Origin of the sequence: Botryobacter ruber, assembly GCF_003347595.2 — a bacterium.
GTDB classification, from domain to species: Bacteria; Bacteroidota; Bacteroidia; order Cytophagales; family Hymenobacteraceae; genus Pontibacter; species Pontibacter ruber_A.
In genome coordinates, this window is record NZ_QCZK02000027.1 from 41,481 (window position 1) to 61,406 (window position 19,926).

Sequence of the window (19,926 nt, forward strand, 5' to 3'; positions counted from 1 at the left end):
ATATTCATACTAATCATGTATCCTGAGTTTGGCAAAACTCAGCAGCAATGTTTTTTCGCCTACCTCGTCAAAGTTGATGATGGCTTTGGTGCTGTTGCCCTGCGTATCCATTTTAGCCACTACGCCGAACCCGAATTTCGGATGCTCTACCTTCATGCCAGCGGCCAGTTTGGAGGTGTCGCTGGGGGTGAAGTCGGCGGGGGCGGTGTAACTGCTGGCTACCTGCTTGCGCGGTGCGGCGGCCACCAGGCTGCTCTTGCGCTGCAGCACCCGCTCAAACACGCCGCCACCCGGGGTGTCGCCGTACTTGAAGTTAACGAAGCGGCTGTCAATTTCGTCTAAGAAGCGGCTCTTTTCGCAGGCCCGCAGGTTACCCCACTGGTAACGGCTGGTGGCGTAGGTTAAGTATAATTTCTTTTCGGCACGTGTTATGGCCACGTAAAACAGCCGCCGCTCTTCTTCCAGGTCGGCACGTGAGTTGAGCATCATCTGGCTCGGGAAAAGGTTTTCTTCCATCCCCACGATAAACACATTCTTAAACTCGAGGCCCTTGGCGGAGTGGATGGTCATGAGGGTTACAAACTCGCCCTCGTCGTCGGCTTTGGTGTCGGCGTCGGTAATCAGGGCGATGTCCTGCAGGAAGGCCGACAGGCTCTTGTCTTCCTTCTCCGGGTCGTCTACATATTCCTTGATACCGTTCAGGAGCTCCTGGATGTTCTCGTAACGCGCCAGGCCTTCCACGGTTTTGTCGGCGTACAGATCGTCTACGATTCCGGAATGTTTGGCTACGTGTTTGGCAACCTCAAAGGCATCGTTGTGCTCGGCAATGCGGGCGAAATCTCGGATGAGGATGGAGAAGTTCTCAATGGCCGTGCCAACGCGGTTGCCCAGGAAAGTGCTGGCATTCTGCACCACTTCCCACACGGTATGGTTGCTCTCGTCGGCGGTTACAAATATCTTCGATTCGGTGGTTTCGCCGATGCCGCGTTTCGGGTAGTTGATCACGCGGCGCAGTGCCTGCTCATCGTTCGGGTTCACGGTCAGGCGCAGGTAAGCGATCAGGTCCTTAATTTCCTTGCGCTGGTAGAACGACAGGCCTCCAATAATTTTGTACTTGATGTTCATGCGGCGCAGCGCCTCTTCCATGGCCCGCGACTGCGCGTTGGTGCGGTAGAGGATGGCGAAGTCGTCGTAGGAGAGGTGGTTGTTCATCTTCTCCTCAAAGATGGTGGTCGCCACCAGTTTGCCTTCCTCGTTGTCGGAGTTGGCTTTGATGACCTCGATCAGCGGACCTTCCTCGTTGTCGGTAAATACCTCTTTGCGTAGCTGTGCCTGGTTGTGTTTGATAACCGAGTTGGCAGCATGCACGATGTTTTTGGTAGAGCGGTAGTTCTGCTCCAGTTTAAACACCTCCAGCTCCGGGTAGTCGCGTTCGAAGTTGAGGATGTTCTGGATATCGGCACCCCGGAAGGCGTAGATACTCTGCGCATCGTCGCCCACCACCACGATGTTGCGGTTCTGGGCCGCCAATTTGCGCGTGATGAGGTACTGCGAGTAGTTAGTGTCCTGGTACTCGTCCACCATCACGTATTTAAAAATATTCTGGTACTTGTTCAGCGCGTCGGGATGGTCTTTGAAGAGCACGTTCGTGTTGAACAGCAAATCGTCGAAGTCCATGGCGCCGGCGGCAAAGCAGCGCTTGGCGTACTGCTCGTAAATCTTGCCGATCTTGGGACGCATAGCTGCTTCATCGTCAGCCTGTATCACCGGGTCGCTCAGGTATTGCTTTACCGAAATGAGTTTGTTCTTGGCAGAGGAGATGCGGCCCAGCACCAGGTTAGGTTTGTAGAGCTTGTCGTCCAGGTTCATCTCCTTTACGATGTTCCGGATAAGCGTTTTGCTGTCGTCGGTATCGTAAATGGTGAAGCTTTTCGGGTAGCCGATCTTGTCGGCTTCGGCCCGCAAAATGCGCGAGAACACGGAGTGGAAGGTACCCATCCAGATGTTCTTGGCTTCGTTGCCGATGACCTTCTCGATCCGGTGCCGCATTTCTTTGGCAGCCTTGTTCGTAAAGGTCAGGGCCAGTATGTTGAACGGGTCCACGCCCTGGCTGATGAGGTGGGCAATCCGGTACGTAAGAACTCTTGTTTTGCCGGAACCTGCTCCGGCTATAATCATGGCAGGGCCTTCGATGTGCAGTACGGCCTTGCGTTGCGACTCATTTAATAAACTAATGTAATCCATTTCTTCTCCTGGGCGTGCGTCTTAAAACCTCTGCAAGTTACAAATTCCATTCTGTATTCAGAACCGGGCAGGAAATTTACCTGCGGCTCCGGACTGAATCAAAGGCAGAATGAGGTGCGGCAGCGGCTGTGGTGACGGCAGCAGTAACGTTTGTAAGCTACTTTAAGAACAAAGAAATCAGCAAAATGGGTCATCGTGCTCAAATTCAGCACCGATAAATTGATGGGAGGCAGGCTTCCTGTTATCTTTGCAGAGAGATTGTAAAATCTGGTACTGTTTATGTGCAGCTACAGTTAGCGCCCCATTAGCTTTATAGTCGATTATGAAAAATATAGTATCTCTTCTGTTCCTGCTGCTACTGTTTCGGGTAGGAGTGGCTCAGGAGAAAACCAAAAATCCGGCAACACCCCCGCTTGCTGTCGATACCACTGCCGCTGTCGGCTGGCGAACGCCGGAGACGAAGGAAGCGGTTCTGCTCTACATTTCGTTACAGCCGGAGGCGGCTTATGCCAAATTCAGGGAAGCAGCTGCCAAAGACGATCCCGATGCCTTCTATTTTATGGGCCGCCTGCAGCAGCACGGCGAGCTGAAAGCCAACCTGAACCTGAACGACACCAGCAAACTGAAGAACCCGGAAATTTATTTTGCCGCCCGCCGCGATTCGGCCCGTTATTTTTATGAGCAGGCCATTAAAGGCAACAGCATGCTGGGGCATCTGGGCATAGCGGAACTGATGACGCTGCGAAACCAGGAGGACGAGCGCCTCTTTACCCAGCACATGCGCAGTGCGGCTATCGATATAAGAGAGCGAGCCATTGACGGCGATGCCTTCAGTTGCCGCATCCTGGGCAGCATGTACTATACCGGCTATGGCGTCTGGAAAGATAGGGAGCTGGCGATACGTTATTTCCAGAAAGCCGCCGAAAAAGGAGACCTGGTATCGTATGGCTACATCGGGAGCCTGTACCAGGAAGGAGAGGGGGTGCCGGCAGATATGAAGCAGGCGGTGAAGTGGTTTAAAAAAGGCGCCGAAGCCGGTGAACGCGAAGCCAGCTATTCCCTGGGCCTGTATTACGAAGAAACAACCGACGGCAACGCCAACATCGAGGAGGCGAAGAAGTGGTACCAGGTCGCGATGGAAAAGGGCAGCCAGAATGCCTATGAGCAGCTCAAGTACCTGGGCCTGGCTCCGGAAACGCGCCTGATCATTGGGGCTATGGACCGGAATGCGCATCTGGTGGAACGGGCGCTGGAGCAGGGCGCCGACATCAACAGCGGTGCCAATCCTGCCGGTTTCGACCTCGATTTCAGGGGCCGCACGGCGCTGATGCACGCCGTGTACCTGCCACACCTGCTGGAAGGTTACGGAACCGTGTACGACCCGGATAAAAGGGTGCAGACGGTGAGCCTGCTGCTGCAGAAAGGCGCCGACATCAACAAGACCGACCAGGACGGGAAAACAGCCCTGCATTATGCCGTCAGCGGCACCCGCGTTACTACCGAAACATTTGAGCAGGAGCAGCTCCAGTTGCTCGACACGCTGCTGCAGCATGGCGCCGCTGTCAATGTGCAGGACTCGCTGGGCAACACGCCGCTCATTTACGCCATGGAATTCAACAAAGGCTTCGGCCTCCGCGACGTCGAAATGCTCATTAAAGCCGGTGCCGATGTTAACGTGCAGAACAAAGAAGGCAAAACGGCCCTGATGGTCGCCTGCGAGAAAAACTACACGAACGAATCAGTGCTGATCCTGATCAGCGCCGGCGCCGACGCCACCCTCCGCGACAATAATGGCAGAGCCGCCATCGATTTTACCAAAAAAGACAACATCCGCAATATCCTGTTCGCCGCCGGTTCGCCGGAGCCGAAGGTGAATCCGTAGCAGGTGTTTTATGAAGGAGCAGAGGCTATGGTGGGTGGGGCAGCAGAATGTTTGGGAGGTGTTTATGTAAAATGCTCTAGGTGTATTTTGTAACTACACCTAAATATTAATATCTTTCATACTACACCGCCAGGAAAAGACCATGAATTCAAAAATAAAAAAAGTATTACTTTTATTATTCCTGCTCATTTCAGCCAAATGTAGTGCTCAATCTGGTGAAGCAATAATTACATATGATCCTGTTGAAATAGATATAACTAAACCAAAATTAGATCGTGTTCTCATAGGTAAAGGAATCATAAGAATAACTTTTAATAATGTTAACGATTTATCAGTTGTGGAATCTGAAGTCATCCGGTTATCTATTACAGATTTTATTTCCAATAAAACATGTTTAAATTTTTTTGGAGGTAAAAATTTGAGCATGAGTGAAGCCGAACAAGTAAGTTTTTACGAATCCAAACTGGATTCAATTTTCAAGAGACAAACCTATAGAGTTGTAAGTAAAAATTTTAAAACTTTTATCCCAAAGGCTGACTATCCATTTATGTTTAAGGTACATCCCGTCAATACTTCTTCAAAATGATATTCCCCGCTGGCGCGGGCTTGCAGCCCGTGCCTTCATTCTAGCTCAAACTTCATTCTGCACCTCCCACCACACCCTCTGCTGTTACACAATTGCCACTCACCATTCATTTAAACTATTTTCTCCGTAACTTTGTCTTCTGGTAAAACAAAAACAGATGATAGTCCTTCAGAATACAGTAATTAGCGACGATATACGCGATAATTTTTTTGTCTGCAACCTCGAGAAGTGTAAGGGGGCCTGCTGTGTGGAAGGCGACCTGGGCGCGCCGCTGGAGGTAGAGGAACTGGAGATACTGGAAGAGAATTACGAAAAGATAAAGCCGTACATGTCGGGGGCCGGTAAGCTGGCGGTAGAGCAACACGGGCTGTACGAGATGGACTTTGAGGGCGACTATTCCACCACCATCATCGAAGGCCGCGAATGCGCCTTTGCCCTTTACGACAACGGCATCCTGAAGTGCGCCATCGAACAGGCTTACCTCGACGGCAAAATCGACTGGAAAAAACCGATTTCCTGCCACCTGTATCCCATCCGCATCACGAAGTACGACGGTTTCGATGCGCTGAATTACGACCGCTGGGGCATTTGCAGCGCGGCCTGCAGCTTTGGCGAAGACCTGGGGGTGCGGGTGTACCAGTTCCTGAAAGAGCCGCTCATCCGCAAGTACGGCGAAGGCTGGTACAGCGAACTGGAGCAGCTGATGGAGGAGGAGCTAGAGAAGGAGAAATAGTTGCTCCCAACCAATAAAACAAAAAGCTCTGGCCGATAAGTCAGAGCTTTTTGTTTTTTATTGGAGTATGCTAACTTACAGCGTACTGAAATCGAAGCTTTCGAGGTAGGCAGTCGTGAAGTTGCCTTCTTTAAAGCCTTTGTCTTCCATCAGTTTCAGGTGGAAAGGAATGGTTGTTTTGATGCCTTCGATGATGAATTCGTCCAGAGCACGTTTCATCTTTACCAAGGCCTCCTCGCGTGTCTGCGCGCTCACGATCAGCTTGGCGATCATGGAGTCGTAATTTGGCGGGATGGTGTAGCCGGAGTAAACATGCGAGTCTACACGAACGCCATGGCCACCTGGCAGATGCAGGTTGGTAATCTTGCCCGGTGAAGGACGGAAACCGTTCTTCGGATCTTCGGCATTGATGCGGCACTCGATGGCGTGCATCTTCGGGTAGTGGTTTTTACCGGAGATCTTTAAACCCGCAGCCACTTTTATCTGTTCCTTGATCAGGTCATAATCAATCACTTCTTCAGTAATCGGGTGCTCCACCTGGATACGGGTGTTCATCTCCATAAAGTAGAAGTCGCGGTTTTTGTCGACCAGGAACTCGATGGTACCCACACCTTCGTAATTGATAGCGGCAGCACCTGCCACGGCAGCCTTACCCATTGCTTCACGCAATTCGTCGGTTATGAAAGGCGAAGGCGTTTCTTCTACCAGCTTCTGGTGGCGGCGCTGGATGGAGCAGTCACGCTCCGAAAGGTGCGCCACCTGGCCATGCTGGTCGCCGATCAGCTGAATTTCGATGTGGCGTGGCTCCTCGATATATTTCTCCAGGTACAGGCCTTCGTTCCCAAAAGAAGCTTTCGCTTCGGCACGGGCATCTTTCCAGGCTTTTTCAAACTCAGAGTCGTTGCGCACGATGCGCATCCCTTTGCCACCGCCACCGGCAGTTGCTTTCAGGATAACCGGGTACTTGATTTTTTTAGCGATTTTCAAGCCTTCGTCCAGGCTGCTCAACAAGCCATCGGAGCCGGGGATGGTGGGTACGCCTGCCTTTTTCATGGTGTCCTTGGCCGACGCTTTGTCGCCCATGGCGTTGATCATTTCGGGCGTGGCACCGATGAATTTGATATTGTGTTCCGCGCAAATCCTTGAGAACTCCGCATTTTCCGACAGGAAGCCATAGCCCGGGTGGATGGCATCGGCATTCGTTATTTCAGCAGCCGAAATCAGGTGCGGGATGTTCAGGTAAGATTGCGCACTGGGTGCCGGACCGATACATACAGCTTCATCGGCAAAGCGCACGTGCAGGCTTTCCCTGTCGGCAGTAGAGTATACCGCCACAGTTTTAATGCCCATCTCTTTGCACGTACGGATGATGCGGAGCGCAATTTCACCGCGGTTGGCAATAAGTATTTTTTTAAACATGGACTTTAATGTGCTGATTTTAATGTGCTAATGAGTAAATGTGCTCATGTGCTGATGTATTAATGCGCTCATACGGTATTTTGATGTGCTAATTCGGTGATGGCTCAGTTGTTCAACTGGAAAATTGTTGTAAAGAGTAGTGAATGACTCACTGGTAACAACCACATAATCCAGCAACCAGCACATTGCTACATTAGCACATCAGCACATTAAAACATCAGCACATTAAATTATTAGCACATTAACTGGGATCTACCAGGAACAGAGGCTGATCATATTCTACCGGCGAAGCATTGTCTACCAGCACTTTCACAATTTTGCCTGATACTTCAGACTCAATTTCGTTAAACAGCTTCATGGCCTCGATAATGCAGATCACCTGTCCTTTCGAAACCTCGTCGCCCACGTTTACAAAGGAAGGAGATTCCGGGCTTGAGGAGCGGTAGAAGGTACCGATCATAGGGGCTTTTATGGTGGTGTACTTGCTCTCGTCGCTGGCGGCCTGTGCAGGGGCGGCAGGAGCTGCGGCTGCTGCAGGAGCAGGTGCCGGGGCAGCCTGAGGGGCGGCAACCGGGGCAGGCGCATGTGTATGAACAGGGCTAACACCCGAGTCCTTCACATACTTTACCTTCTGGTCCGGATCGCGTTTTACCGATATCTTAAATTCTTCTGTTTCGATGTTGACTTTATTCAGGCCGGATTTGGCAATAAAGTCGATGAGGTCCTGGATTTCTTTAGCTTTCATGTGTTATTTTACTCTTTCTGCGTAAGAATAAGTGCGTGTGTCTACTTTTATTTTTTCGTCCTGCCCGATGAACAGCGGCACCTGGATGGTAGCGCCTGTTTCAACGATAGCCGGTTTTGATGCGTTCGTGGCCGTGTCGCCTTTGATTCCCGGTTCTGTATAGGTAATGGTCAGCTCCACAAATGGCGGAATTTCGCAGGTAAGCGGTGTTTCTGTTTCAGCATGGAAGAGAATGGTTACTTCCTGGCCTTCTTTCATCAGGTCGGCAAAAGGTACCATTTTTTCGTCCAGAACCACCTGCTCAAAGGTATTCATGTCCATAAAATTGTACCCCAGGTCGTCTTTGTAAATGTACTGGTGCGGACGCTGCTCTACGCGGGCGGTTGTTATTTTGTGGCCGGCTGAAAAAGTATTGTCAATTACTTTTCCGGTCTTAATGTTTTTAAGTTTTGTTCTGACGAAAGCCGGTCCCTTACCTGGTTTTACGTGCTGAAATTCTGTTACTACATAAAGGTCGTTGTTGAACTCTATGCACAAGCCATTCTTAATATCAGCTGTGGTTGCCATAAGTGTGTTTTATTCTCGGTAAATTTTTAATGAAAGGTTAAAAGTATAGCGCAATTCTATGTCTTGCAAACAAAGTTAGCTATTCTGCTCAAATTGTTTTAAAAACAGTTCGGTTTTACATGCATTCCATGCAGGATTTGTTTCATTACGTGCCTGCTAACAGAAAAGATGGTTTGCGGCATCGTAAAAACAAAACGAATAGTGGTGCGACGGCTGCAGGCCACGCTGTGGGCGGCAAAACTGATTTCAAAAACACAAAAAGAGCGCAGCTGTTGCCTCCGGCTTAGCTGCGCTCTTTTAACAAAAATCTTTCGTTCCTAATTTACCAGGTGCCGATAGGCGAAGGCTGTAACACGAAGTCGGGTTCAGCATGAGCTATGTATTCGTGTTTATGAAAATAGTTGGCCATTTCCAGTGCGTTGCCATCCGAATCTTTGTCGGCTTCCAGTAAATATATTTTAAGATCCGGAGAAATTTCTTCCACAATGCGGGTTTTGGTTCTTTTAGTTAAGCTTTCCAGCTGCTGGTAATTTGCCTTTTCGGTTAGCGTAACAATAAAATGCCCGCCAATCCCCCTGAATCCTTCCGAAACAATAAAGGTCGGATTGGCATAGCGAACCAGGCTGCTTTGTTTCAGCAAGCCCAGCAGCTCCTCTACCTGTGCGCACGACAGGTCGGGTTGCAGTTCAATTATTTCCGGGGAAGTATAGTCGAGTGTCTGGTAAGCATCTTTTCCTTTGATGTAAGTGCTATGCGATGCTAAAAATTTTTCTTTTTCCGCAGCTTCGAGCCCGGGTACAAACCCAATGATAACAGCCGACGTGGAAACCGTTCCCAGCACTTTCTTCTTGTTTTCATAAAAGTAAAAATGCTCGGTGCAGGTGGTGCCGTCAGCAAGTGTTACGTTGCTGGTATCGTCTGTCGACAAGCTAGGGGATGTGTTTTGTTTTTTGCAGGAGAAGAAGGTGAGGACCAGAAAAAGATATAATAAATTGAATGTTTTCATGTTGGAGAAACTAATGAATTCTGAAAAGTGTGAATGAAAAAATGAAAATTTAATTTCCTTGTTTTTACCTGTTTACTCCTGTTTCAGTATTAATGTTTTGACATTGACAACAGAAGCTGCAGGTTAATTTTAGTTTCTCTTAACGTAAACAAGCTATAATTGTTGGTGCACCCAAAATAGCACTTTGCGATGTTCAACCAATTTGTGCCAGGTTCTGCTGAACCAGCGGGTGCTGTTTCGGTCTTTGCTGAAGATAGCAGAAACAACTGGCAGAATAAAAATAGCTTTTATAACGTGAACTCGGGAGTTAAAAAAATACACTAACAGTAACAGTTCATTCGTTACCCTCTTACCTACAGTTTCATCGTTAACTTACGCGCTCCTCGGCTGGGGAAGGGGCCCTATTTAAGCGCGGCCGCGTTTTCGCTTCCGTCGCTGTCTACATGAACCTGCCCTCGCTCCGCTGCGGGCTGCTGAGCAAAGCTCAGCACCGGAACATGTAGAAATAGAGGGCCCCTACCCCCGGCTCCTCCTGCGAAAACTGGAAAGGTTATATGCTTCGATCTTAAAACAATAACTTGACCTGTGCAAATGAATAACTTTCAAATAATAAACCTGTTTTAATTCCCGAGTACTCGTTTTTTAGAGCAGCAGTGGCTGTGGTGGCTGGTGCAGCAGAATTTTTACAACCAACTGGAACGCTACTAGTGTCTGAACATACAGGAGCAGCGGGTATGGAGGCTGCAGCAGCAAACATTTTTAGACTTCAAAAAAAGGTGTCTCAGCGAAAGGAGGTGTGTGCTGCCTGGCTGTAAGTGCTGGTACAGGCAGGGTAGGAGCTGCCCGGGAAAAGCACCCTGGATTCCTGATGGAGCAGAAGCGGTGGCCGGAAATGAAGTAGCCCTGGCTGGCAGGGCTACAACAAATCATCTCCGAACAATGAACCGAGCTTTATACGTACTGGCGTTTTGCCTGCGGCACAATGCTGGTGAGGTCTTTAATTTTTACCGGCTTCCCGGATTCGCAGCTGTTACGGGCCGCAATGCCTGTCAGGATGGAAAGGGCGCCATCCCGCACACCGGCCGCCTGGTGGTACGGATCTTCTTTCACCCCGCCGAATATCCGGTCAGCCATTAGTTTGTCGCCGCCCCCGTGACCGCCTTTGATGATCGGCAGTTTGATGATTTCGCGCTTGCCGAAGTTTTGGGTAACGATGATTTCCTCGTAATCTTTTTCAGTCAGCGGATTGCTTTCTTCCACCCATAGGTCAATCCTGCCTTTTTTACCGTTAAAGGCAATGCGGTAGCCTTCGTAAGGGGAGTAGGTGGTAAGGGAGTAGCTGGCCTGCACGCCGTTGGCGTATTTAATGGTGGCCGCCATTTTATCATAAATGTTTACGTCTTCCCGGAACACGCAGCCATCGCGCAGGTAACCGTCGTGCTTCTCGTTATCGACATACAGCTCCATGAGCTGCTGCTTTTTGGTGATGTCGAAGTAGAAATTACACTGATCTTTGTGCGGACAGGGGCGGCAGTTGGTGTGGCGGAACGAATTGTTTTTGCCATAGAAATCCAGCGAACCGTAGGCCGACACCTCTTCCGGGTCCGACTCCAGCCACCAGTTGAGGAGGTCGAAATGGTGCGTAGCTTTGTGCACCCACAGCGTGCCGCCTTTTTCTTTGAGCCTGTGCCAGCGCCTGAAGTAATCGGCGCCGTGGCTGGTGTCGAGGTACCAGTGAAAGTCTACGGAAGTTACGTCGCCTATTACGCCGCTTCGCAGCAGTTCGTAAATTTTGGCGCGGTGTGGCGTGTAGCGGTAGTTAAAGGTAACCGTTACTTTTTTGCCGGTGCGCTTTTCAGCATCTATAATGGCCTGGCACTTGTCTTCATCGGTGGTCATGGGCTTTTCGGTGATGATGTTGGCGCCCATCTCCATGCCTTTGATGATGAATTCGTCATGCGTAGAGTCCACGGTCGTCACCATCAGCGTATCCGGCTTTACCTCCTTCATCATTTTCTCGAAGTCGGTATAGGTCGGGCACTTAAAGCCGGTCGCTTTCTTGAAATATTTTACACGCCCCGGGTTTATGTCGCACAATCCAACAAACTCGACCCTGTCCGAATAAGCCTCTTTTATTTTGTGTGACCACATGCCAAGCGCACGGACGCCCGTGCCCACGATGGCAATACGCATTTTACTGTCGGCGGCAAAGCCCGCCAGGGGGCTAAGGGCCACGGTACCTGCCAGGGCGGCAGATTTAGTTAGAAAATTTCTTCTGGAAATAAAGGTACTTTTTGAGTTCATATAACTTGTTCTTATGCTGGTTTGTTAGTTGCGCAACAATAATTTCAAAATTGGATCAATGCCCGGCCCTTCTGTGGAATTGCACCACCAGGAAGCAGTGAATGGCGTGATTAAATTACTAACATTCGTTAATAAAACAAACGATTGCGCAATTTTTTCTGTCGCGATAATAATTCTGTTTCAGATGAGGACAAATTATACCTTGATAGTATTTATGCGGTTCCACAAACTATCCGACCCTTTGTCATCCCTTTAGGAGATCTTGTGGGCGAACTGCAACTACGCTAGCTACCGGAGGACTTGTAATGGAAGCTACATTTTACTATCTGGTATAACTTGTGCAGGAGCTATAACAGCAGGCGGGGAATGGTGCCTGAAGGGACAGGGCATAAAAAAAGCGGCACATGGCCGCTTTGCAAATTTTTACGATGGATGCTTATTTAGGATCGTACGCCCATTTCAGGTAAATGGCACCCCAGGTAAAGCCGCCGCCGAAGGCTGCGAGTACCAGGTTGTCGCCTTTCTTTAGTTGGCTTTCGTAGTCCCAGAGGCAAAGGGGAATGGTGCCGCTGGTGGTGTTGCCGTATTTCTGGATGTTGAGCATCACTTTGCTGCTATCAACGCCCATACGGTTGGCAGTAGCCTCGATGATACGCTTGTTGGCCTGGTGCGGTACCAGCCAGGCAATATCGTCGCCGGTCAGGTTGTTGCGCTCCATTACTTCTGCCGACACGTCGGCCATGCCTTTTACGGCGAACTTGAACACCGTCTGGCCTTCCTGGTAAGCAAAATGCTCCCGGTTTTCTACCGACTCGATGGAAGCCGGTCTGCGGCTGCCACCTGCTTTCATGTGCAGGTAAGGAGCACCGGAACCGTCCGATTTCAGCACTTCGTCCAGCACGCCGTAGCCTTCGGTATTAGGCTCGAGCATAACAGCGCCGCCACCGTCGCCAAAAATAATGCAGGTAGTACGGTCGGTGTAGTCTACAATGGAAGACATTTTATCGGCACCCACCACAATTACTTTCTTGTACTGCCCGGACTGGATGAACTTGGCACCTGTGGCCAGGGCAAACAAAAAGCCGGAGCAGGCAGCCTGCAGGTCGTAGCCAAAGGCATTTACAGCACCCACTTCTGCTGTGATCAGGTTGGCAGTTGCCGGAAATACATAGTCCGGGGTAGTAGTGGCGCAGATTAAAAGCTCAACCTCCTCCGGTTTTGTATTTGTTTTTCTGAGCAGTTCCTTTACTGCAGGTACAGCAATATGCGATGTGCCTAAGCCTTCTCCTTTTAAAATATGCCTCTCTTTGATACCGGTACGGGATACAATCCATTCGTCGTTCGTTTCCACATATGTTTCCAGTTCCTTATTGGTAAGAATATAATCCGGTACGTAGCCACTGATACCCGTAATAGCGGCGGTAATTTTACTCATAGTAAAAGGGTGTGGTTAGGTGAAATATTATGCAGGCAAGTTAGTAAAAAAAAATTGGTATAAACTGACAGTCCTTTAAAAAGCGTAAAGGTGCAGCTTATACCAAACTGTATTATTTGTGGTCGAAACCCAAATTACGAAACACTGTATATTTTTCTGAAACGCTCGGATATTTCGGAAGAAACCATTTTCTGGGCCTGCAGCACCATATTGCATATGGCCAGCGGGCTGGACACGCCGTGCCCGATAATGGCATTTCCGTTGATACCTAAAATAGGCGAACCGCCGACAGCTTCGTAATTAAATTTATCGACAAACGGATCGTGAATGTTTTTCTCGTTCAGGATGTCGTAAATGGATTCAGCCATTTTCAGGATAATATTCCCGGTATAGCCGTCACATACGATCACATCTGCCTTGTCGTTGAAAAGGTCCCGCCCTTCGATGTTGCCGATAAAGTTAATGTTTTTGTTGGCTTTGAGGCGCTGGTGGGCGGCCTGTGTGTTCACAGTGCCCTTGCCTTCCTCTTCACCCAGGTTCATGAGACCCACTTTCGGGTTCTCAATCTCCAGTACATATTTGGCATAAACGGAACCGAACTCGCCGAACTGTTCCAGTACATCCGGCTTGCATTCGGCGTTTGCGCCAACATCCAGCATCACGCCAAAATCACCTTTCAGCTTTGGTACCAGGCTGGCAATAGACGGCCGGATGATACCTTCGATCGCTTTCACGCTGAACATGGCAGCAACCAGCATGGCCCCGGTATTTCCTGCGCTGCAGAAAGCATCCGCTTTCTGCGCTTTCAGAAGTCCGTAACCAACTGCAATGCTGGAATCAGGTTTTTGGGTAAGCGCTTTGGTGGGGTGTTCCCCCATCTCGATTACCTGGCTGGCATGAATTACTTTAATGCCGTTTCCTGAATATCCGTATTCTTTTAGCAGCGAATGGATGATATCTTCCTTACCAATCAGCAGGATATCCGTATCCTGTTCTAGCTGCTCAGCGGCTAACAGTGCACCTTTAACAACTGCTTCTGGTGCATGGTCGCCGCCCATAGCGTCTAAGGCGATCCTCATGTACTGGGTCGGTTAAATTATACAGAACAAAAATTAAAGCAGGCTATTGCTTAGCGGGCGTTCGTTGTATAATTTTTGATAGCCAGTTTGCCTTTATGGTACAAGTCGCCTTCAACCACATACGCATGGTGGTACAGGTGCGGCGTGTCCGTAGTAGGACAGATGGCAATGGCGCTCTCAGAAAGTTTTTGGTGAGTTCTTCTCTTATCTCTTCTGGTCTTCGAAATCTTGCGTTTAGGATGTGCCATTTTTAGTTATAATTATCTTTTGTTTGTATTTGGTTGATTTTTAATTGTTTAATTAAGATTGCGGAGGGCGTCCCAGCGAGGGTCGATATCCTCGTCGTCATCGTCGTCTCCGCCGGTGCCTTCGTCTTTTGCCGCGTTGCGCGAAGAGTAGATCAGGATATCCTGTTCGTTATCTTCTTCCTCGTCGAGCTCCTCCACAAAACGCGGATGCAGCTTTTTCATGGGCAACGACAGCGCCACGAAATCGTACAGGTGCTGCGCCACGTTTATCTGCTGCGTGTCGTAGGCAATCTGCCAGATGTCGTCGTCGATTTCGGCATCTTCCGGACCGAACTTCATGCGAAAGGTTTCCTGAATATCGATTGGCTGATCGAATTCTTCCAGGCTCCTGTCGCAGGTAAGCTTAACGTGTCCTTTAATGTCAAAGTGGAAGGTCAGCAGCGACTCTGTCTTGTCCAGTTCCACTTTGGCCAGCAGGTTTCCGCCCAAGATGATTTCCCGGCCGAACAGGTCGAAAAATGAATCATCCATCTCAAACTCGTAATAGTGTTTTTTATTACTGAGTTTGGCTATGCCGATTTCATAATCTCTTAGCTTCTTCACTACCGACTTTTTATTTCAAGACGCAAAATTAGTATTAATTTCCGATATAAAAAATACCACACCTGCATATTATACCGCCAGCTGCGGATGTTCTTTCCGCTTCCGGACAATGTCGCTGGCAGTAAACACTGCTTCGCGGAAAGAGGTTTCATCTGCAATAAGCTTACTGGCAATATTATACGCTGTGCCATGGTCGGGCGAGGTACGTACAACCGGCAAACCGGCTGTAAAATTTACGCCTGTTTCAAAAGCAAGTGTTTTGAACGGTATAAGTCCCTGGTCGTGGTACATCGACAGTACGGCATCTACTTTTTTATACTGCTGTGTGCCAAAGAAGCCGTCGGCAGGGTAGGGGCCGAATACCAGGTGCCCTTTTTCCTTTAACTGCACCACGGCAGGCCGGATGATTTCGATGTCTTCCTGCCCCAGCAGCCCGTTTTCCCCGGCATGCGGGTTCAGGCCCAGCACCGCCACCCGCGGCTTCAGTATACCAAAATCCTGGCGTAACGATTCCAGCAGGATAGTTAGCTTCTGCAGCAGCAACTCCACCGACAGCCTGGCCGGCACCTCCTTGATCGGGATATGTCCTGTAACGGTTGCCACCCGAAGATCGTTGCTCACCAGCAGCATCAGGCTTTCGGGCGCATCAAAATAGGAGGTAAGGAATTCGGTGTGACCCGGAAAGCGGAAGTCCTCTGCCTGTATGTTGTCTTTATTTATAGGCGCTGTCACCAGCCCGTCGAGTTTACCTGCTTTTACATCTTTACAGGCAGCCAGCAGCGAATCCAGCGAGGCTTTGCCGGATGCAGGCGTGGGTTTGCCCAGTTCCAGCGGCAAATCATCCTGCCAGCAGTTGATCAGGTTTACCTTCCTGTTTACCAGGTTATCGGCCGATTCCACCTGCTGGAAGTGGAAGTGCTCCGCGCCCATCTGTTTGCGCAGCTTGCTGAAAAAGTTGGCAGAGCCGTAAATAACCGGCGTGCAGTAGTGCAGGATGCGCTGGTCTGAAAAGGTTTTGATGATGATTTCAGGGCCAACGCCATTGGTGTCGCCGGTACTGATAGCAAGTTTTGGTTTGTATTTGCTTTCCATTTTAACTTATTGGGCCAATGATCTAAGGTACGTGTAGATTAACCGGACGCCTGCGCCTGTGCCCATTTTGCCCCGGTAAGAATCTTCTCCCTGCAGGTAGGCTACGCCGGCAATGTCCAGGTGCACCCACGGATAGCTGGTGAAGCACTCCAGGAACTTACCTGCCGAAATAGCACCCGCATCTGCTGTACCCAGGTTTTTAATATCCGCAATTTCGGATTCGATGTGTTTTTTATATTCGTCCCAAAGGGGGAATTCTACGATACGTTCGTGCACCTGTTCGCCTGCTTTTTTCAAATCGGCCATAATCGCGTCGCCTGCAGTGCCCATGGCTACCATCCCTTCTTTACCGATGGCGCGTGCTGCCGCACCGGTGAGGGTGGCCAGGTCGAATACCAAAGCAGGATGATACTTTTTGGCAAAGCTGAGGGCGTCGGCCAGGATCAATCTGCCTTCGGCATCGGTGTTCATTACTTCTACGGTCATGCCGTTGTGCATGGTCAGTACATCGCCGGGAGCAAAAGCATTGCCGCCGGGGCGGTTGTCGGTGGCCGGTATCAGACCAATTACATGCAGGGGCACTTTGTTTTTGGCGAGCGCATACAGCACACCTGTTACTGCAGCAGCTCCCGCCATATCCGATTTCATAAAGTCCATGGACTGCGGCGTCGGCTTCAGGCTCAGCCCGCCGGTATCGAATACCACGCCTTTTCCTACCAGCACATATGGCTGTTCATTGGTCGCATCCTGCGGCTTCCATTCTATGATGGTGAAGGTGGGAGGTTCTTCGCTTCCTTTGTTTACGGCCAGCAGACCGCCCATCTTCAGGGTCTGTATTTTTATCTCATCGAGAACTTCGGTCTTGAAGCCGACTTCTTTCCCCAGTTCTTCCAGCTGCTCGCTGAACTGGGTGGCGGTCTGGTGGCTGTTGGGCTCGTTTACCAGGTCGCGGGCCAGGGTTACGCCTTCCAGCAGGTGCTGCAGTTCCGTTACCTCCTGCTCCTTTACATCGGAACCCGTCAGGGTGATGCGTTCCAGCGGGCTGGCCTTTACATCTTTGGTTTTGTGCTTCAGGAACTGGTAGTTGCTCAGGTACAATCCTTCCGCCAGGTACAACCCGGCTTGTGTGCCTGTTTTATCTACAAGTGTGATTTCTGTTACCTTGCCGGTCCGCAGCTGTTTTAGCAAGGCATACCCCGCCTGCCGGAGCGCTTCGCGCGACGCTTCTTCCGTTTTGGCTTCCGGGGCGATAACGATGTATAGGTGGTGCGTATACCGGTTCAGGAAGATACTTTTCGCTTCCTGCGCTGCCTGCTGTTGCACATAAGCAGCTTCCTCAGGTTGCAGTTCGTCCAGGTTATTCACCTGTCCTGCCTGCACGATAATGACCAGGTCCTTATTTTTGCCTGCGGTTGCGGTATAATTAAGTTGTGTTGGCATCTGTCGTTCGTATCTTTGAGCCTGCAATATAGTAAGTATATTATGTAATGCGAAAAGTTCTGCCCTGGCGCGAGCGTCCTCGCTCGTGTCTGCTATTCCGCGGCCTCTGGCCGCTGTAAACCGACTGCAGGATGATTTCCGGCGGCCAGAGGCCGCAAAATAATAAACACGAGCGAGGACGCTCGCGCTATTTTAATTAAATAAGTTTCTATAACGGAAACGGGCGTAAGAGGTAAACGCTGTTTCAACTTTAAAATTTTATCCTGTGAGCAAAGTAAGTCCGAAGAAACACCTGGGGCAGCATTTTCTGGTAGATCAGAACATTGCCATGAAAATTGTAGATCAACTCACGCTGCACCGTGGCGTAACGGATGTGCTGGAGATTGGTCCCGGTATGGGCGTGCTCACGCAGTACCTGTTACAGCACCCGGAGTACCAGACCACGGTGGTCGACATAGACCGCGAATCCATCGCTTACCTGAAAGAGCATTTCCCGCAGCTGCAGGACCGCATCATTTCCGCCGATTTTCTGCGTACAGACCTGGGGCAGCTGTTCCCGGATAAATTTGCCATTATCGGCAACTTCCCGTACAACATTTCCACCCAGATATTTTTTAAGGTGCTGGAGCACCGCGACCGGGTGCCGGAGGTGGTGGGCATGCTGCAAAAAGAGGTGGCGGAGCGTCTGGCGGCTCCTCCGGGGTCCAAAACCTATGGTATCCTGAGCGTGCTGCTGCAGGCGTTTTATACCATCGAATACCTGTTTACCGTTGGACCGGAAGTTTTTCATCCCAAGCCGAAGGTGAATTCTGGCGTGATCCGGCTGCTCCGCAACGAGGTGGTGGCGCTGCCCTGCAGTGAGAAGAAATTTTTTGAAGTGGTAAAACTCAGTTTCGGCACAAGGCGCAAAACGCTCCGCAACTGCCTGCGCCCTTATAACCTGCCGCCCGAGGTGCAGGCGCTGCCGGTGTTCGACCAGCGGGCCGAGCAGCTGTCGGTGGAGCAGTTTATCCAATTAACCCAACTGATTGAGCAAAACAGTTAGCTATGCATGTTGAAATTACACGTGAATACATTAACCAGGTAGAGGAAGCCATTGCCCAGAAGGACACGGCCTTTATCCTCAGTACCATGGAAGAAATGTATCCGGCCGATATCACGACAGTATTATATGAACTGGACACGGACGAGTCCAAGTACGTGATGGACCTGCTGCCTGCTGAAGTGGGTTCTGAAATCCTGAGCGACCTCGATTACGACATCCGCACCGATTTCCTGCAGAGCTTCACAAGCCAGGAGATAGCCCGCTACGTGAACCTGATGGATTCCGACGATGCCGTGGACATCCTGAATGAGCTGTCGGTACAGACGCGGGAGGAGGTAATTGCCCTGCTCGACAATGAAGAAAAAGCCGCTGCCATCCTGGACCTGCTGCATTACGAGGAAGACTGTGCCGGTGGTCTGATGGCAAAAGAGCTGATCAAAGTGAACCTGAACTGGCGCGTGCGGCAGTGCATCGAGGAGATACGGCGGCAGGCCGAGGATGTGGAGCGGATTTATACCGTGTATGTGGTTAACAACAAAGATATCCTGGTGGGGCGGGTGAGCGTGAAAACACTGCTGCTCTCCAAAGACGATAAGCTCGTACAGGACATTTACAACACCGATGTGATTTCGATCGAATCGTTCCGCGACGAAAACGAGGTGGTGAGTGTGATGCAGAAGTACGACCTGGAGGCTATTCCGGTGGTGAACATACAAGGCAGGCTGCTGGGCCGCATCACCATCGACGACGTGATAGACGTAATGCAGGAGCAAGCCGAACTCAGCCGCCAGCTCATGACCGGTATTTCCGAAAACGTGGAAGAAGACGACAGCGTCTTCCGAATTTCGCGTTCGCGCCTTCCGTGGCTCATCATCGGGATGGTAGGCGGACTGCTGGCCGCACAGTTTATGGGACTGTTTGAAGCGGATATTGCCTTGCTGCCTGCGGTGGCGCTGTTTGTGCCGCTCGTGACGGCCACCGGCGGAAATGTTGGTATCCAGTCCTCGTCCATCATCATCCAGACGCTCTCTTCCAACGCGGTGGTGTTCGAAGGCTTTTCCCAGCGGATGCTCAAAGTGCTGACGGTGGCGCTGCTCAATGCGATCATTATCTCGGCCCTTGTGTTCGGGTTGTCCTACCTGTTCAGGCGGGACATGACCTTGTCGCTGGTGGTGTCGGTGGCCTTGTTTTCGGTCGTGATGCTGGCTTCCATCATGGGAACCATCACGCCCATGATCCTGGACCGCTTCGGCATTAACCCTGCCGTGGCGGCAGGACCGTTTATCACCACCGCCAACGACCTGCTGGGGCTGGCCATTTATTTTTCGGTGGCGCACGCGTTGTACAGTTTGTAGCTTCTAGTTTGGAGCTAAGTGTGTAGCTATAAACCCGGTAGGTTTTGGAAACATTGTTGTCCGAAACCTTAGCCAGAAAGAATAAGCTGGTCGAGTAGTTTAGGATTTCCTTTGCAAAGAATTACAATATCTCTGATAATATC

Annotated in this window: 17 protein-coding genes; 5 read left to right on the top strand and 12 right to left on the bottom strand. The window is 50.3% G+C overall.

Going from position 1 to position 19,926, the window contains the following annotated elements; translation table 11 throughout:
* Positions 1-9 precede the first annotated feature (9 nt).
* Positions 10-2,244 carry an ATP-dependent helicase gene (locus DCW36_RS07950; protein ID WP_114783261.1) on the bottom strand — a complete coding sequence of 745 codons (2,235 nt, stop codon included), beginning with the start codon at positions 2,242-2,244 and terminating at the stop codon, positions 10-12.
* A gap of 322 nt (positions 2,245-2,566) precedes the next feature.
* Here DCW36_RS07950 and DCW36_RS07955 point away from each other — a divergent pair, with 322 nt between their 5' ends.
* The 3 genes from DCW36_RS07955 to DCW36_RS07965 all read left to right on the top strand — a co-directional run bounded on the left by DCW36_RS07955 (position 2,567) and on the right by DCW36_RS07965 (position 5,445).
* A complete protein-coding gene (locus tag DCW36_RS07955; protein ID WP_114783262.1) occupies positions 2,567-4,126 on the top strand; it encodes an ankyrin repeat domain-containing protein in 1,560 nt (519 codons plus the stop codon).
* A gap of 142 nt (positions 4,127-4,268) precedes the next feature.
* Complete coding sequence (locus DCW36_RS07960) at positions 4,269-4,712, top strand: hypothetical protein (protein WP_125185468.1); 444 nt, start codon at positions 4,269-4,271, stop codon at positions 4,710-4,712.
* 157 nt (positions 4,713-4,869) lie between these two features.
* Positions 4,870-5,445 carry a DUF3109 family protein gene (locus DCW36_RS07965; protein ID WP_114783263.1) on the top strand — a complete coding sequence of 192 codons (576 nt, stop codon included), beginning with the start codon at positions 4,870-4,872 and terminating at the stop codon, positions 5,443-5,445.
* A gap of 75 nt (positions 5,446-5,520) precedes the next feature.
* Here DCW36_RS07965 and accC read toward each other — a convergent pair whose 3' ends face one another.
* The 11 genes from accC to DCW36_RS08020 form a co-directional block, all read right to left on the bottom strand.
* On the bottom strand, positions 5,521-6,864 hold the full coding sequence (gene accC / locus DCW36_RS07970; protein ID WP_114783264.1) for an acetyl-CoA carboxylase biotin carboxylase subunit: 1,344 nt from the start codon (positions 6,862-6,864) through the stop codon (positions 5,521-5,523).
* A gap of 241 nt (positions 6,865-7,105) precedes the next feature.
* Positions 7,106-7,609 (bottom strand): acetyl-CoA carboxylase biotin carboxyl carrier protein, encoded by a 504-nt coding sequence (gene accB / locus DCW36_RS07975; RefSeq protein WP_114783265.1) that lies wholly within the window; start codon positions 7,607-7,609, stop codon positions 7,106-7,108.
* 3 nt (positions 7,610-7,612) lie between these two features.
* The gene (gene efp / locus DCW36_RS07980; RefSeq protein WP_114783266.1) at positions 7,613-8,176 is read right to left on the bottom strand and encodes an elongation factor P; all 564 of its coding nucleotides are present in this window, start codon (positions 8,174-8,176) and stop codon (positions 7,613-7,615) included.
* A 322-nt stretch (positions 8,177-8,498) separates the two neighbouring features.
* Positions 8,499-9,182: a hypothetical protein gene (locus DCW36_RS07985; protein WP_128396959.1), complete on the bottom strand. Its 684-nt coding sequence runs from the start codon at positions 9,180-9,182 to the stop codon at positions 8,499-8,501.
* A gap of 951 nt (positions 9,183-10,133) precedes the next feature.
* The gene (locus DCW36_RS07990) at positions 10,134-11,486 is read right to left on the bottom strand and encodes a Gfo/Idh/MocA family oxidoreductase (protein WP_114783268.1); all 1,353 of its coding nucleotides are present in this window, start codon (positions 11,484-11,486) and stop codon (positions 10,134-10,136) included.
* Between the two features lie 436 nt (positions 11,487-11,922).
* Entirely contained in the window at positions 11,923-12,921 is a 999-nt protein-coding gene (locus tag DCW36_RS07995; protein ID WP_114783269.1) for a beta-ketoacyl-ACP synthase III, read from the bottom strand.
* Between the two features lie 134 nt (positions 12,922-13,055).
* On the bottom strand, positions 13,056-14,000 hold the full coding sequence (plsX, locus tag DCW36_RS08000) for a phosphate acyltransferase PlsX (protein ID WP_114783270.1): 945 nt from the start codon (positions 13,998-14,000) through the stop codon (positions 13,056-13,058).
* Positions 14,001-14,050: 50 nt separating this feature from the next.
* Positions 14,051-14,248: a 50S ribosomal protein L32 gene (rpmF, locus tag DCW36_RS08005; protein WP_114783271.1), complete on the bottom strand. Its 198-nt coding sequence runs from the start codon at positions 14,246-14,248 to the stop codon at positions 14,051-14,053.
* Between the two features lie 48 nt (positions 14,249-14,296).
* Positions 14,297-14,851, bottom strand: coding sequence for a YceD family protein (locus tag DCW36_RS08010; RefSeq protein ID WP_114783272.1), 555 nt, complete (start codon positions 14,849-14,851; stop codon positions 14,297-14,299).
* A gap of 69 nt (positions 14,852-14,920) precedes the next feature.
* Complete coding sequence (pdxA, locus tag DCW36_RS08015) at positions 14,921-15,943, bottom strand: 4-hydroxythreonine-4-phosphate dehydrogenase PdxA (RefSeq protein ID WP_114783273.1); 1,023 nt, start codon at positions 15,941-15,943, stop codon at positions 14,921-14,923.
* 6 nt (positions 15,944-15,949) lie between these two features.
* Entirely contained in the window at positions 15,950-17,383 is a 1,434-nt protein-coding gene (locus DCW36_RS08020; RefSeq protein WP_114783274.1) for a leucyl aminopeptidase family protein, read from the bottom strand.
* Positions 17,384-17,648: 265 nt separating this feature from the next.
* On the opposite strand from DCW36_RS08020, the gene rsmA reads away from it, so the two are divergent.
* Complete coding sequence (rsmA, locus tag DCW36_RS08025; RefSeq protein ID WP_114783275.1) at positions 17,649-18,428, top strand: 16S rRNA (adenine(1518)-N(6)/adenine(1519)-N(6))-dimethyltransferase RsmA; 780 nt, start codon at positions 17,649-17,651, stop codon at positions 18,426-18,428.
* A gap of 2 nt (positions 18,429-18,430) precedes the next feature.
* Positions 18,431-19,783: a magnesium transporter gene (mgtE, locus tag DCW36_RS08030; RefSeq protein WP_114783276.1), complete on the top strand. Its 1,353-nt coding sequence runs from the start codon at positions 18,431-18,433 to the stop codon at positions 19,781-19,783.
* The last annotated feature ends 143 nt before the right edge of the window (positions 19,784-19,926 follow it).

Bases quoted from the DNA above. Each gene is read 5' to 3' on its own strand.
- DCW36_RS07950 (WP_114783261.1), bottom strand. From the start codon at position 2,244: ATGGATTACATTAGTTTATTAAATGAGTCGCAACGCAAGGCCGTACTG.
- DCW36_RS07955 (WP_114783262.1), top strand. From the start codon at position 2,567: ATGAAAAATATAGTATCTCTTCTGTTCCTGCTGCTACTGTTTCGGGTA.
- DCW36_RS07960 (WP_125185468.1), top strand. From the start codon at position 4,269: ATGAATTCAAAAATAAAAAAAGTATTACTTTTATTATTCCTGCTCATT.
- DCW36_RS07965 (WP_114783263.1), top strand. From the start codon at position 4,870: ATGATAGTCCTTCAGAATACAGTAATTAGCGACGATATACGCGATAAT.
- accC (WP_114783264.1), bottom strand. From the start codon at position 6,864: ATGTTTAAAAAAATACTTATTGCCAACCGCGGTGAAATTGCGCTCCGC.
- accB (WP_114783265.1), bottom strand. From the start codon at position 7,609: ATGAAAGCTAAAGAAATCCAGGACCTCATCGACTTTATTGCCAAATCC.
- efp (WP_114783266.1), bottom strand. From the start codon at position 8,176: ATGGCAACCACAGCTGATATTAAGAATGGCTTGTGCATAGAGTTCAAC.
- DCW36_RS07985 (WP_128396959.1), bottom strand. From the start codon at position 9,182: ATGAAAACATTCAATTTATTATATCTTTTTCTGGTCCTCACCTTCTTC.
- DCW36_RS07990 (WP_114783268.1), bottom strand. From the start codon at position 11,486: ATGAACTCAAAAAGTACCTTTATTTCCAGAAGAAATTTTCTAACTAAA.
- DCW36_RS07995 (WP_114783269.1), bottom strand. From the start codon at position 12,921: ATGAGTAAAATTACCGCCGCTATTACGGGTATCAGTGGCTACGTACCG.
- plsX (WP_114783270.1), bottom strand. From the start codon at position 14,000: ATGAGGATCGCCTTAGACGCTATGGGCGGCGACCATGCACCAGAAGCA.
- rpmF (WP_114783271.1), bottom strand. From the start codon at position 14,248: ATGGCACATCCTAAACGCAAGATTTCGAAGACCAGAAGAGATAAGAGA.
- pdxA (WP_114783273.1), bottom strand. From the start codon at position 15,943: ATGGAAAGCAAATACAAACCAAAACTTGCTATCAGTACCGGCGACACC.
- DCW36_RS08020 (WP_114783274.1), bottom strand. From the start codon at position 17,383: ATGCCAACACAACTTAATTATACCGCAACCGCAGGCAAAAATAAGGAC.
- mgtE (WP_114783276.1), top strand. From the start codon at position 18,431: ATGCATGTTGAAATTACACGTGAATACATTAACCAGGTAGAGGAAGCC.